This window comes from Cylindrospermum stagnale PCC 7417, assembly GCF_000317535.1.
Taxonomy (GTDB): domain Bacteria; phylum Cyanobacteriota; class Cyanobacteriia; order Cyanobacteriales; family Nostocaceae; genus Cylindrospermum; species Cylindrospermum stagnale.
The window spans coordinates 2,545,920-2,560,025 of sequence record NC_019757.1 but is presented as its reverse complement, the minus strand read 5'-3'; the positions used below and the strand labels follow the sequence as shown (position 1 = coordinate 2,560,025).

The window sequence follows — 14,106 nt, the reverse complement described above, 5'->3', positions numbered from 1 at the left end:
CTATCTCAAGAATTATCTACATCCATGGGAATTAGAGACAGATCATAATCAACATCTGGGGGTTTGCGATTTAAATCCAGGCTATAGCGTCCAAATCGGTTGATATGTTTAGTCAGATATGGACTTAACGCCCCCATAATCTCCTCATCAATGGCATACCCTTCAGCAATTAATTCCTGCAAAATCCTCGTCATTTCAAAGACATTATAGAAAATTAAGCAATTTGAAACCAAATGGTTATACTTAATCATCTTGCGTTGTTCATCTCGATTATTACTAGGAATTAAACCTGATCCACCGAAACTGACCCATTTGGTAAAACCATTAAAAGATTCACTCTTATTTAATGCAGCTTGGATGGTAAGGCGTAACTTTTCATCAGATAAATATGACAACAAAAATCCTGTGCGAATCACTAGCCCTAGCTCAGAGAATGACTGATAGAGTCGATTATGTCTGCTATAAGTTCCTAACTTACGTAAAATGGTTGAGGCGGTAAATTTTCCCGCTTTAATTGAAAGAACAACCCGTAACATATCTGGCAAATGAGTCTCAATCAAATCCCAATCGACTACATCAGAAAAGAGACCATCAATATGGTGGTAACGAGACTCCTTAGTAGGACGATACAACTTTAAATCATGCCAGTTGCGAATGCGAGGCATTAAATTGATTCCCAACAAATAAGCCAACCCAAATACAGGCGCACTTTGACCTTGAGTATCAGCATGAATAACGTCAGGTTGAATTTCTGATTGATTATTTAACAAACCATCAAGAATATAAACGGCTTCCCATACACCACAAGGAATAAAATGACTAAATAAGGCAATATAAGTATCAGAAACATGATAATAACCAATGCCTCCATAACCACCATACCTAATGTGGTATTCTGCTAAAAGATTCTGCTCATAAATATCCCACTTTGTCCCATCGGCTGAAGCTCGTTTTCCAGTTCCCCAAAATTTAGGCAGAGAAAACCGATTATAAGCGTTAATAATTGAAGTAATCGCTTTATCTAAGGTTTCTTCAGTAATATGACGCTGATTAACCCAAGCCACTTGTCGATGGTCAAACGCTCCTAAAGAACGGGCTGTTTGAGAAGCTCCTAAATGACAACCATAACAAAAAGTGGTAGTTAGATAACGAGCAATTGGATGGTCGATTTTAGCTTCATATCCTGAAATTGGGTGAAAGAAACGAGTCCAGTTTAACCAGAGTTCTGTATCGGTGAGAATATCCAGTATGTTAACTGGGTGCAGCCGTTCTCTGATGAGAGACTCAATCAATTTTACTTTTTCCTGGTTAACCTTCTTGTTAGTTTTTTGAATAATTGGTTTGCCATCTTCTAGGCGAACAAACTCATTTTTAGGAAAAGATTTATCTGTCTGGGATGCTACCTGAGAAAGCCACTCTTTTAAATGAACAACAAAGGCTTTTCCTTCAACAGGTAAATTGACTAATTCTCCATAGTTAGCAACTGTCGCCTTATAATCAGACCAAGAAATCTGCTGTTTTCGGTAATCAGCAAAGGCATCACTTCCTTCTACATATAAATCTCCTGATTTCAGTTCCCACATCACCTGTGAAAAAACACAAACCTCAAAATGCTTACGATTAATTCGTGTGGGGTAAGAATGACGGTTTTTCTGGTTGGTGATTAATTGCCACCACTTCGTAGGTATCCAATCTAAGTTGAGTAAATTCCTGGTTTTTTCTTCAGCAGTACCTGGGTTTTCAACTATGATTGTTTTTAACCAATCTTTGCGGCTTCCTTGATGCTTACTCAAAAATTCAATTGCTTCTTCTAAGGAAGTATCTTGGGTAGTTGACTGGAGTTTTACCCATCTGAGAATCTGAAAGAGAGTAGAACGATGACTTTTATAAAATCGCCACAGAAAAGGATAATAATTATTGCCTGCATAGGCAATATGAGCTTCACAATCTTCTAGAAGCTGTTCGGGAGATTCGCCAATAACTGTTTCTATAGCAGTGAATTTTTGGGAGATTTGACCTTCACTGGAGTAAGCAATTACCACATCTCTTAAGGTCGTAATTAATCTGTCACTTCTGGCTTGGTGTTCTTGACGATAACGCGTTAATGCCTCCTGTCCATAGAAATGAATCTTGAGCATTCTTTTAATGAACATCTCCGCAATATCATCCAGTGTTCTTGCGGCTTGAATGGCAATTAAAGTTAATGTCAATGTATAACGTTTATTAAGTTCTAGCTCTTTCATGCGTGCCGCATCTAAGGTCATAGCTTCGGCTGCAAAATATTTAACCTTGCTATCAGGAATATCTGTTAATAGTTTCTGAGCTGGATTAATTTCATCTATCCATTTCAACCGCTCGACTAATGCTTTTAAATTCTTGAGTATGGGTTTACCAGCGTCTTGTTTGAGTTCATACCAAGGAGTTTTGAGATTGAGAATACTCGTCTCCAATAACCCATCTAGCATGACCTTAGTTTCTAGATTTAAACCATCTGCTACTTGTCGATAAAAGATTTGAGAAATAGTTGCTCTAACTCTTCTAGCTGCACGAACTAAAGTTGTGAAAATAGGTAATTCATACTGGTGATGAACTAATTCTTCAATCGCTACATTGATTAAGTCAGCTAGGTCATTTTTGGTTTGTGCTGCTTGTGCCATTGATTTGACGATAATTCGCCTTGCACCGACACCATAGGGGATGATTTTGAGATAATCCCGAATTAGAGTTAAATGTCGCCAGCGTGTTCCTGATCTATCATAATTCTCCAACTTTTGGGGAATAAAGTTGATTTTAACTGCCTCAACAATGTGCTTAATAATTGCATCAGGCACATTTTTGACTAAAACAAAGTATCCCAATCGCTGAAAAGTTTTTAACAGCACTAAAAAACCTAATTTGGCAACTTTACCTTTGGTATGTTGGCTGGCAAACTGAAGTTCAAGGTCAGTTGGGGTATAAATTTCTAAGAGTTCTTTGGAACTAATCTGGTTTTTCAGTCGGGGATAGGCAGTTTCAGCAAGACTTGGCACGGACGTTAAAATTCTCTATGATTAAGGGGTAGTGCGAATTTAAGTTTAAAAGATACAAGCCTCTCGTTTGAGGTAATTTATAACTTTGCCTAGTTCGTCTCTTTTTAGGCAATGTATGCTGGAGATAGCAACTAAGACATGAGGATTTGGCCCATGTCTACCCACACTACTCAACTTCCATTTTCGGCAAAGTCAACTAACTACTCGACTCCACCAGCTAAACGCCCATCTACACGCCAACGAGAATATTTGCGACCGAAAGAAGTTGATGCCATGATCTGTGCGGCTCGTTCTATCGGTCGGCACTCTGTGCGGGATGCAGCGATGATTTTACTCATGTTCCGGCATGGACTTCGTACTGCTGAGTTAGTTGCGCTCAAGTGGTCACAAGTAGATTTGTCAGAGGGTTATATCGACATTCGTCGTCTCAAACATGGGCATGATACTGTTCATCCGTTACGCGCTCCAGAATTAAGAGCCTTGCGTCAATTGCAACGCGATTATCCTGATACTTCCTATGTTTTTGTGTCTGAGCGTAAAGCTCCACTATCAACTAGAGCCGTTCGTCACATTATCGCACGCGCTGGCGAGCGCGCTGGAATCACTGAACCAGTTCATCCCCATCAATTGCGCCATGCTTGTGGCTACTATTTAGCAGCCCAGGGTCATGATACCAGAGCAATTCAAGATTACTTGGGACACAAGAATATTCACCACACCGTGCGTTACACGCAAATGTCTCCCCAGAGATTTGAATCTTTTTGGACGGACTGAATATATCTACAATCCTTTGTGTGTAACCATTTCACTCAATATGGCGGAATTTTTTACGAATCGTTGCAATACCCCAAGATAGCAGAGAACTTGCTGGTGATGCGATACTAGCAGCGCAAACAATAACTTTATCAGAAAAATTGGGAATTTATACAATAATAGCAACGCGAAATGTTGGAGATTTAAGAAGATACACCGATGCTGCTACCTGGGAAGAAATTACAATTGAATATTGTTTAAATCCCAAACCAGCAAAAATTTCAATTTCAATAATTCAGGAAAACCAATTTTAAATATTTCTGAAAGCTTGGTGAGTAGTTGGCAATACTGATAAAATATTTCTCTACGCCGAAAGGAAAATCAAATGGCACTAGGGAAAATATTACTCGAACCTGACACATTATGGAAAAGTGTCAAAGAACGGACTGAACACGCGTTGCAATGTGGGGCGCTGCTGTCGATACCGACAGAGTTTGAATTTGTCGAACAGGATGGGGTGCGGTTCTTGGTGCGGATTTTGTCTAATCTGAACCGCAAAAAAGCAGCTAAGAAGAAACAAGAGAAACAAACCGCTATCTCTGGTGAAGAGTTTAATCCTTTTTTACCTTATGAAGAAGATTTGTTTGTGGCGGATATTTCCGACACGCATGTTTGTATTTTGAATAAATTTAATGTTGTTGACTATCACCTGTTGCTGATTACCCGTGCTTTTGAAGAACAGGAAAACTTGCTCACTTTGGCAGATTTTGCGGCTATGTGGGCGTGTTTGGCTGATTTCGATGGTTTGGTATTCTACAATAGTGGCAAAATTGCGGGGGCCAGTCAGCGACACAAGCATTTGCAAATTGTCCCTCTACCACTTGTACCGTCGGGAGTGCAGATACCCATTGAACCGCTGCTGACAGAAGCAAAATTTCAGGATGGCATCGCAACTATACCAGGATTTGCCTTTGTCCACGCCTTCACCACCCTAAATCCTCTAATGGGTGCTGAATCGACACTTGAGCGTTATCACGGCTTATTGCAGGCTGTGGATTTTCAGCCATCTGGTGCTTATAATTTGCTAGTGACGCGAGAGTGGATGTTGATTGTTTTGCGATCGCATGAAGAGTTTGAGAAAATATCTATAAATTCCCTAGGCTTCGCGGGAGCGTTGTTGGTGCGAAATCAACAACAAATGCAGATTCTCCAAGACTACGGCCCCATGACTATCCTGAGGAAAGTTGCGGTACCTACGCTATAGAACCTGTAGCAGCCATGAGCACATGACTAACAAATTGAGAAAGGATCAATATTCTCCATCCCTGTTTGACATTACCCAAGATATCGTCGGCACGTTGCCACTGAAACTAATTGCCAAGTGGATGGAGAGTGAGCAAACTCAAGAAGTAGCCCAGCAGTTACTTGAGCCGTATAAAGTTAAAGGTTATAGCGTATCTTCTGATTCCGTTGGACTAACCAAACTGACGAAACAAAAAGGCTTATTGGAAATTTTAGCAATCATTAACCAGCCAAAGGAAATCCTCTACGGCTTTGGTATCGCCCTTGGTGGATATGGCGTTGGTATTTGGGCTGCTGACAACACGCAAATGTTTTATCCAGCATCAGTTAATCCGGAAACTCTTTTATCTGCGTTGCTGACAATCCAACGAGAAATTAGCAAAAATTGCCAAATTCAAATTGGAATTGGCGCACATTATGGCGATTTTTACTACATTAATGGTGGATTGTATGGTTTAGAAGCAGACACTATAGAAGAAATTACTGAAAATGAAACAGAAGGCGGAGAAATAGCTATCAGCCAAGGATTTTATCAGAGGTTGCCATCTAACCACAATTTTACTATTGTTCAAAAAGATGAAGTAGAAACAATCATTGGCAATATTTTTCGGGTGTTAGACGGGCCAATTTTAGCTGATGTGCCGCCTGGGAATAAACAATATCCTATTCCCTATTCTCAAATTTTTTATGCAGACTTAATCGCTTATCAAAACCGACAGAATGATCCTATTTTTCGTCAAGAGTTAGCAGATAAGTACTTGCAAAATAAAGTAGTTGTTCTCATTGAGCGGGAAAACAAAGATACCGCAGCCCCTGATGTCTTCATGTTCACTAACTTGGCATTTTCTGCTAAGATGAAGGATATCGGTTTGCGTCTTCTTGCCGAAAGCAATGGTGAGGAAATTAAGGTAATTGGTTCTTTAGGAATTTATATTTTTGATGAAGCTATCGCAGCCTTCAACTTTGCCCAAGCATTTCGTTACGAACTAGCGGTACTAGATATCACTACCCGCATAGGGATTGACACTGGGCAAGTTTTGATTTCTGATTTGGCTGTGGGTGGTAAAGATATTGCCGGAATGCCGGTGAATATTGCTTCCAAAATGGCTCAAGATCAAGGGGAATTTGGAAAGCTGTATGTGAACTCCACAATTAAAGAATTACTGGATTTGAGGGAATTTACAGAAATTACCTATACAGTTTCTGGGGTTGAAATTACTGCCTATCAAGGTTAATTGATTAAACAAATAAACCAGCCTCAAAAAATAATCTAGTGCATCGCGGCAAAAATAACTAACCAGTGAGATTCAACTCAAAAGCTTGTGTAATCTACTTTTTTAATTTTTAATGGTTAATTTTTAATTCCGAGAAAGCGGCACTAGGGTTGTCATGTTGAACGGAGTAAAGCGGAGTGAAGTATCTCTCTCAATTGTGCACTTCACTTCGCTATGTATGCCTGCGGCTTCCGTAAGGGATACAGAATTACAGGGCATTTTATTTCTTGGAGTACGCCAATTCTAGAGAGTGCGAGCGAATCGGAATTTTAATCATAAACTCTGTTCCCTGCCCAGGTGCTGAAAGACACATTATCTGACCACCATGTTTGGAGACAATAATTTGGTGGCTAATCGACAAGCCTAAACCTGTGCCTCTACCTGCGGCTTTTGTCGTAAAGAAGGGGTCAAATAGGCGATCGCGTACTTCCTCTGCCATACCGAGGCCAGTATCCCCAATCCAAATAGTGACAAACTCATTGTCAGTTACTTCGGTGCGAATCCGAATCGTACTGCGGCAAAAGTAAATCTCCTGTGGCGATCGCTCTTTATCGTACTCCTCCAGAGCATCAAGAGCATTCGCCAGTAGATTCATAAACACTTGGTTGAGTTGTCCCGCATAACACTCCACAAGGGGTAGGTCGCCATACTCTTTAACGAGTTGAATACCTAAATAGTTAGAGCTGGCTTTGAACCGATTGTGCAAAATCAGCAACGTACTATCTAGCCCAGCGTGAATATCCATCGGCTTCATTTGGGCTTCATCCACGCGGGAAAAAATCCGTAACGACTGAATAATCTGGCGGATGCGGTCAGCCCCAACCTTCATCGAACTCAGCAATTTGGGCAGATCTTCACTCAAAAATTCTAAATCTATCGCCTCAGTTAGCTTCTGAATTTCAGGTAGCGGTGAGGGAGTGTACTTGGCATAGAGATTCAAGAGATCGAGCAAGTCTTGGGTATATTGATAAGCGTGAGTCAGATTCCCATAGATGAAGTTGACGGGATTGTTAATTTCATGGGCGACACCCGCTACCAATTGTCCCAGACTGGACATTTTTTCACTATGAACCAGTTGGCTTTGAGCTTCTTGAAGTTGGCGAAAAGCAACTTCAAGCTGATTGGCTTGTTTTCGGTAGCGTGCTTCTGATTCTTGCAATGCTTGCTCTGTAAAAATATGCTCTTGGATTTCCTGTTGCAGCAGCTGATTAGATTGCTCAAGTGCAGCCGTCCTTTCTTCCACCCGTTCTTCTAACTCAGATGTAAGTTTTAAGAGTGCGTTCTCTGCCTTAGTTCGCTCTTGAATCTCCTGTTCCAGAAGCACATTTTGCTCTTGCAGTCTCTTGGTCAGATTACGCAGGCTTAAATGGATTTTGACACGAGCTAAAACCTCTTCATGCTGAAGCGGCTTAGTGATGTAATCCACCGCCCCGAGATTCAACCCTCTGACTTTATCCACCGTCTCAGAAAGCGCAGTCATAAAAATCACGGGGATCTCTTTAGTTGATTCCTGAGCTTTCAAGTGCTCGCAAGTTTCAAACCCGTCCATTCCGGGCATGAGTATATCTAACAAAATAAGATCGGGAAGAGCATATTTGACCTGCTCAATTGCATCCTCGCCATCCTGCGCTACCAACACCTGAAAGCCAGAATCAGCCAAGAAATCGAATAATACTCCTAAATTTGTAGGGTTGTCATCAACGATTAAGATAACGCCATTTTCAATCTTTGAAATACTCATTAGTTTGTTCCTATATTTTTCAGAAATTCACGAATTTTTTTAACTTGAAACCCTTTAGCTAATTGACGCACCTCAAAACAAAAAGGTGCATACTTAACATCCAATTCTTCCAAGTGAGTAACTCGCTCCAAAATACCTTTGAGATCGCCTTTCATTGCTAAATTCAACAGAACTGCAATTTCTTCTGCTGAGGGAGCCACCAATGATTGCTGAGGATTTTCTTCTTTGTTGTCTTTATATACTAGACTTTCATCATCATAAATCCATTCCAGTTCTAAGTGAAGCCGTAATTTTTCTAAAAGCTCTGTTATCCGGATTGGCTTAGGTAGAAAATCATTGCAACCTGCCTCTTTACTTTTGTTTAGATCGAAATCAAAAACGCTGGCAGATGTGCCAATCACTATCAGATTCTTTAGTTCTGGCGCTCGCCTGAGCCGACGAGTAGCTTCCAAGCCACTCATCTGAGGCATCAACAAGTCCATTAAGATACAATCTGGATTCGATTCAAATGCCTTATTGAGACAATCTTGACCATCTATTGCTTCCATAATTTCAAATCCCAAAGGCGATAGCATCTTGACCAAAATTGAGCGATTTTCTTGTCTGTCATCTGCTACGATAAGTTTCCGCTTGTAGCCTTTAAAACTTTGGATATTTCGTTGCTCTTTTTTGACAACATCAGCGTATTGAGAAACTTCAGGCAAATCCAAATCAAAGAAGAAAACACTCCCTTTGCCTAAGTTACTCTTCACCTGGATTTCGCCACCCATCATCTGAACTAATTGACGGGTAATCGCCAGTCCCAATCCCGTACCTTCGGCTTTGCGATCGTGATCTCCTACCTGCTGGAACGGCAAAAATATCTCTTCTAATTGCTCTGGTGCCATGCCAACTCCTGTATCTTCCACCTGAAACCGAATTCTCCCTTCGTGATAGCCGACTTTGAAAGCCACGCCTCCAGTTTCAGTAAACTTAACCGCATTGCCTAGTAAGTTAATCAAGGCTTGCCGCAACCGTTTATCATCAGCCTTGACACCTGTAGGAAGTTGAGTAATCTGTTCAAAAATTAAGCAAATACCTTTTTGTTCGGCGCGGATACGGCAGATTTCAGCAATGCCTTCTAGAAATTCTGGAAAATGAAAATCCGTTGGGTGGAGTTCCATTTTCCTTGCTTCAATTTTGGAGAGGTCTAAAATGTCATTGATCAAGTTCAAGAGGTGGTCGCCACACTGATGAATAATACCCACACTATCTTTTTGTGAGTCGGTTAAACTTTTGTCTCGTTTGAGGATTTGGGCATAACCCAAAATGCCATTGAGCGGTGTTCTCAGTTCATGGCTCATGTTAGCGAGGAAATCACTCTTAGCCCGGTTGGCAGATTGTGCAGTTTCTTCTGCTTTTTGCAGATGCACATTTTTTTCCTGTAACTCTAGAGTTCGCTCTTGTACTTTGACTTCTAAGCCAGTGTTGGCTAATTTTAAGTCTTTATAAAGACGAGCATTATCAATTGAAATCGCCGCTTGAGAGGATAACATTTGTAAGACTTCTAAGCGATCTGGCGTAAATGCAGCAGTGGTGAGATTATTTTCTAAATAAAGGAGACCACTAAGTTTTCCTTGATGGATGAGCGGGGTACATAAAACAGATTTAGGTTGATGAGTAGCGATGTAGGTATCTGTGGTAAATGTTCCCTCACGAGTCGCATCGCTGAGAACAACATTTTTCAGGGTTCGGGCTACATAGTTAATCAGTGAAATTGGTAGCTGCTGACTGGTTGATACTGGGGTTCCTTGTAGCACGGTGACATCGGTTTTATCTACTGCACCACATGCTTCTATTAGCAAGTCTCCTGATTTTTCTAAAATTAGGTAGCCCGTTTGAGCGCCAGCATTTTCTAGCACAATTGTCATTAATTTAGCTAGCAACTTGCCTAAAACTATTTCTCCAGAAAGGGCTTGAGATGCTTTCATGACTGTGGCTAAATCGAGCGAGTCTGAAGCACTTTCACCCGTAGAGCTAATGATCCGAGTCACGTCCGTACTGACGGTTTCTCGCTTTGACATCCGAAATAGTTGAGGATATCTTGTTTCCAAGGCTTTGACTTTTGCCTTTGCTCCCCAGCGACCATATCCATAGTAGGCATCGTTGAGATAGGTATTAGCTACTTTCTCTCTACCACAGGCAAAATAGAACTCTGCGGCCAGTTCCGAGGCTAGCGCTTCTTCCTGAATATATCCATGTTGTCTGGCTCCATTTATTGCTCGGTCATAAAACGCGATCGCTTTGACGTCTTGCTCCAATACTCGCGCCTTCTCTGCTTCCACAAGCTCGTACTTATGCTGATAGTTGGCAGGAGAATGCAACGCCCATTGCTTCATTTTTTTCTGATGCGCTGTCACTTGGCTGAGATATTGTTGGCGTAGCTTGCCGCCGTAGGCATCGCTTTTTGATGCGGTGTGATACAAAGCCAAGAGAGTCAGAGAGTAGTAGAATTTGTGTTCGGCTTTGTACATCAACGCTCGTCCGCCTTGTTCGTATTTTTCTGCCAGCAAGGCATCTTCAGCAGCTTGAGCGTAATTTTTAAATAAATAACCTAGAATGACTTTAGAAACATATATAGGATAAATAGCCATATAATTGTTGCTATTTATCAGAATTGGCAACATTTCATCTTCATTAAAACTTTCGCCGATTAATCGGCATGGTTCCGCAGTTTTTCTACTTAAATTCAAACTTGTTTGTCGAACTATGTTAGCATAAATAGTTTGAAACTCTTGTTTGTTTCTTTGCATTAAATCAATATAGTGTGCCTGTTTCTGGAGAACTATTTCTAGATTTTCACCTATAAAGAATAAATGCGTGCAATAAAAACAAGCCGAATAAGAAGCATATTCTAAATCTCCTGTTTCTAACCCTCTTTGGACACCCTCAAGTAACGGTTCTATAGTATTAATAGCTGGTTCTTTCCAGTGCCTGATAAAATAATTAAATGTTTCATAAATTCTCGCCGTCATTTCCTTAGCATTGAATTGATTCAACAGCTTTAAGCCTAGCTGACCGAATTGATAGCCAGAATCCATGTCTTCAAAAGCGCCACACAGGAACATACCATAAAGTACATAGGTATAAGCTGACAGAGAAGAGTTTCCATATTTGAGACAGAGATTGGTCATTTTAAAAACGACCTGTGGATAAAGTTCGGGAGCTGCAATATAAACCGGAGGAATCAGATTTATCAAGACTCGCAGTGCAGCTAATTTATAAGCATCAGTCATTTCTGGCAATTCTGTTAAATCCTCAATCCGTTTCCCTCCTAAATTCAATCTAGTCAGTCTTGTTGGGGGTTTAGCTGATAAAGGTAACCCCAACATTTTCAGGACTTGCTGCCCGGTATTTAACGCGGCTTGCATTTCGTTTTTAGCAATATAAAACTGCATTTTTGTCTCGTACACCTGGACTCGATCAAGCAGGGTTTTTGCCTGTGACAAAACTACATCAGAAAGTATTTCTGCTCGCTCGAAGTTGGTGTTGAGAAATTCTACTGCTGCTGTTTCTACATAAAGGTTGAGTGTCAGGTCGTACTGACACTCCCAGCTATCTGCTACCAGGAGTTCCAAACCTACATTTAAATACTTAACGGCTGATTCATAGGCTGTTGCTGCTTTTGCTTTCTGTCCAGCTATGAGATTGAGTTGAGCCAGTCTATCTTTTTGAGGCTGTTGGGTGATGAATTCAGCACCAACATTCAGTTGGTTGACAATCTCAAAGATATTTTCTTCAATTTCCGTTTCTGAGGTATGTTTTAGTAGCAGTTCGCCGATTTTTAGGTGAGTCTGTTTTTTCTGGTCATCTGGGATGAGAGAATAAGACGCTTGCTGCACTCGGTCGTGTAAAAACTTATAGGTAACGGGTGATGGGTGCTGGGTAATGGGCGATCGCCTGTTCTCAGTCTCCATTTGTTCTGAGTCAAAAACGAGTGGTGTTTTGTATGAATTGTTTAGGGGCATAACCAAACCTGATTGCAGAGCTTCCCACAAATCTGCTGCTGTTTCTGACTGAGATGTTTTATTAATAATCGCCAACATATCTAAAGTAAATTTGTCTCCAATGCAGGCGGCAAACTTTAACACATTCTGTGTTTTATCTGGCAATTTTTGAATTTGACTGACCATCAATTCAACGACATTATCAGTTATGTTAACTCCCTCGATAAACTCAATATTCCATTGCCAAAACCCGCGCTTGAAGTCAAAGTATAACAAGTTATCCTGATAAAGAGATTTGAGTAACTGAGTTAAGAAAAATGGGTTACCTTGGGTTTTGATAAAAACTAACTCAGCTAGCGGCTTTGACTTTAAATTTTCACTACGAAGCGTATCGGCTACTAACTGACCGACATGAGCAATATCCAAAAACCGGAGGATAATGTTATTTACAATCGCACCAGTCTGTTGAATATCCTCCAATGTTTGAATCAAGGGATGAGTGGCACTTACTTCGTTATCTCGATAGGCGCCAATTAGCAATAAATATTGGCTATCTGGGTCGGTCATAATTAACTGGATAAGCTTGAGGGAAGCTGAATCTGCCCACTGCAAGTCATCCAGAAACAAAACTAGCGGGTGTTCGGGTTGACTAAATACATGAATGAATCGTTGAAACACCCGATTAAATCGGTTTTGTGATTCAGATGGATTTAATTGAGGAACTGCTGGCTGCGGGTCAATAATTCGTTCTAATTCGGGAATAACGTCTATAATTACTTGACCGTTGGAGCCGAGGGCTTCTAAAAGTTTTGATTTCCAAACAGCTATTTGGTCATCGGTTTCAGTTAGCATCTGGCGCATTAAATCCTGGAATGCTTGAATTAAGGAAGCAAAAGGAATATTCCGCTTGAACTGGTCAAATTTACCGGAGATAAAATAACCCCGCTGCCGTACAATCGGTTTGTGAACTTCGTGAACTAAGCACGATTTGCCGATGCCTGAGTAACCAGAAACTAACATCATTTCCGTAGTGCCAGCACTAACGCGGTCAAATGCTGACAACAAAGTAGCAACTTCTCTTTCTCGTCCGTAGAGTTTTTGCGGAATAGAAAATTGGCTGTATGAATCTAGCTGACCGACAATAATGGGGGAAATCTCGCCATCCGTCTGCAACTGGGTGAGACAGGTTTCTAAATCGGCTTTTAGTCCTAGAGAGCTTTGATATCTATCTTCAGCAGTTTTAGCTAACAATTTCATTACTATGTCAGAAACCGCTTGGGGAATTTTTGGATTTAGCTCTTGAGGCGGTATTGGTGTTTTTGCAATATGGCAATGAACAAATTCCAGCGGGTCAGCGGCATTAAAAGGCAGCGAACCTGTCAGCATTTGATAAAAGGTAACACCTAGAGAATAGAAGTCTGTACGGTAGTCAATTGACCGATTCATCCGTCCAGTTTGCTCCGGTGACATATAGGCAAGGGTGCCTTCTAGTAAATTGGGATTGCTGATGCTTTGATTTTCTTTTTCTAGGCGCGATGATATGCTGAAGTCGATGATTTTAACTTGCCCGGTTTCTGGGTTAATGACGATGTTGTCAGGTTTAATATCTTTATGAATAATCTTGGCTTGATGCAGTTGAGTGAGAGTTGATGCTAGCTGAATGGCTATTTTTAGAAATTCGGTTAATGACAATTGGCGATCGCTGATATACTTTTTCAGGGATTCTGCACTAAAGTCTGTCAAAATTAGGGCTAGACCGTTATGATGATTTTCTAAAGCTATTGGCTCAACAATTCCTTCTATATCTACGACGGTTTTTAAAATTTTATATTCGTGTCTTAGTCGGGTTAGCTCTTCGAGGCTGGGATACTCGGCTTTGAGGGCTTTAACAATCACAAAGGTTTGATTCAACTGCTTGGAAGCACGATAAATAAAGGTATTCACACCTTCATGCAGAGCTTCAATAAAGTTGTAACCGGGAAGGTTAGGTATCATTTTTCTCAGACTGAGTGTTAGGGTGA

Annotated in this window: 6 protein-coding genes; 3 read left to right on the top strand and 3 right to left on the bottom strand. The window is 40.8% G+C overall.

Annotation, left to right across the window (positions count from 1 at the left end; genetic code table 11):
• Positions 1-5 precede the first annotated feature (5 nt).
• The gene (locus tag CYLST_RS10330) at positions 6-3,029 is read right to left on the bottom strand and encodes a Tn3 family transposase (RefSeq protein ID WP_015207665.1); all 3,024 of its coding nucleotides are present in this window, start codon (positions 3,027-3,029) and stop codon (positions 6-8) included.
• A gap of 153 nt (positions 3,030-3,182) precedes the next feature.
• Between CYLST_RS10330 and CYLST_RS10325 the strand changes: the two genes are divergently transcribed.
• From CYLST_RS10325 to CYLST_RS10315, 3 genes are all read left to right on the top strand, one after another.
• The gene (locus tag CYLST_RS10325) at positions 3,183-3,803 is read left to right on the top strand and encodes a tyrosine-type recombinase/integrase (RefSeq protein ID WP_015207664.1); all 621 of its coding nucleotides are present in this window, start codon (positions 3,183-3,185) and stop codon (positions 3,801-3,803) included.
• 364 nt (positions 3,804-4,167) lie between these two features.
• Positions 4,168-5,046 carry an ATP adenylyltransferase family protein gene (locus tag CYLST_RS10320; RefSeq protein WP_015207663.1) on the top strand — a complete coding sequence of 293 codons (879 nt, stop codon included), beginning with the start codon at positions 4,168-4,170 and terminating at the stop codon, positions 5,044-5,046.
• A 22-nt stretch (positions 5,047-5,068) separates the two neighbouring features.
• Positions 5,069-6,319 (top strand): nucleotidyl cyclase domain-containing protein, encoded by a 1,251-nt coding sequence (locus CYLST_RS10315; protein WP_015207662.1) that lies wholly within the window; start codon positions 5,069-5,071, stop codon positions 6,317-6,319.
• 259 nt (positions 6,320-6,578) lie between these two features.
• Here the strand turns inward: CYLST_RS10315 and CYLST_RS10310 are convergent, their stop codons facing one another.
• Entirely contained in the window at positions 6,579-8,099 is a 1,521-nt protein-coding gene (locus tag CYLST_RS10310; protein WP_015207661.1) for a hybrid sensor histidine kinase/response regulator, read from the bottom strand.
• Positions 8,099-14,080 (bottom strand): hybrid sensor histidine kinase/response regulator, encoded by a 5,982-nt coding sequence (locus tag CYLST_RS10305; protein WP_015207660.1) that lies wholly within the window; start codon positions 14,078-14,080, stop codon positions 8,099-8,101. The genes CYLST_RS10310 and CYLST_RS10305 overlap by 1 nt, the downstream gene beginning before the upstream one ends.
• Positions 14,081-14,106 lie beyond the last annotated feature (26 nt).

Bases quoted from the DNA above. Each gene is read 5' to 3' on its own strand.
- CYLST_RS10325 (WP_015207664.1), top strand. From the start codon at position 3,183: ATGTCTACCCACACTACTCAACTTCCATTTTCGGCAAAGTCAACTAAC.
- CYLST_RS10305 (WP_015207660.1), bottom strand. From the start codon at position 14,080: ATGATACCTAACCTTCCCGGTTACAACTTTATTGAAGCTCTGCATGAA.
- CYLST_RS10315 (WP_015207662.1), top strand. From the start codon at position 5,069: ATGACTAACAAATTGAGAAAGGATCAATATTCTCCATCCCTGTTTGAC.
- CYLST_RS10310 (WP_015207661.1), bottom strand. From the start codon at position 8,099: ATGAGTATTTCAAAGATTGAAAATGGCGTTATCTTAATCGTTGATGAC.
- CYLST_RS10320 (WP_015207663.1), top strand. From the start codon at position 4,168: ATGGCACTAGGGAAAATATTACTCGAACCTGACACATTATGGAAAAGT.